This is a genomic window from Escherichia sp. E4736, from assembly GCF_005781225.1.
GTDB lineage: Bacteria > Pseudomonadota > Gammaproteobacteria > Enterobacterales > Enterobacteriaceae > Escherichia.
Map to the genome: position 1 here is coordinate 1 of NZ_VATT01000065.1, position 740 is coordinate 740.

Sequence of the window (740 nt, forward strand, 5' to 3'; positions counted from 1 at the left end):
CCAACGGTACGGCCGCCTTCACGGATTGCGAAACGCAGACCGTCGTCCATCGCGATCGGGTGGATCAGGGTAACAACCATTTTGATGTTGTCGCCCGGCATTACCATCTCTACGCCTTCCGGCAGTTCGATGGTACCAGTCACGTCAGTAGTACGGAAGTAGAACTGCGGACGGTAGCCTTTGAAGAACGGAGTATGACGGCCGCCTTCATCTTTGGACAGAATGTACACTTCAGATTCGAACTTGGTGTGCGGCTTGATGGTGCCCGGCTTAGCCAGTACCTGACCACGTTCGATTTCTTCACGTTTGATACCACGCAGCAGAACACCTACGTTCTCACCAGCACGACCTTCGTCCAGCAGTTTGCGGAACATTTCAACGCCAGTACAGGTAGACTTCTGAGTCTCTTTGATACCAACGATTTCAACTTCTTCACCAACTTTGATGATACCGCGTTCTACACGACCGGTAACAACGGTACCACGACCGGAGATGGAGAATACGTCTTCGATCGGCAGCAGGAACGGCTTGTCAATCGCACGCTCTGGTTCCGGAATGTAAGAATCCAGGAAGCCAGCCAGTTCCAGGATTTTCGCTTCCCACTCTGCGTCGCCTTCCAGCGCTTTCAGAGCAGAACCACGAACGATCGGAGTGTCGTCGCCCGGGAAGTCGTACTGAGACAGAAGTTCACGAACTTCCATTTCAACCAGTTCCAGCAGCTCTTCGTCATCAACCATGTC

1 protein-coding gene is annotated in these 740 nt (G+C 52.8%); it reads right to left on the minus strand.

Features of this window, described 5'->3' with window-relative positions:
• On the minus strand, positions 1 to 740 hold a 740-nt coding region (locus FEK46_RS23170; protein ID WP_138194842.1), incomplete at both ends, for an elongation factor Tu.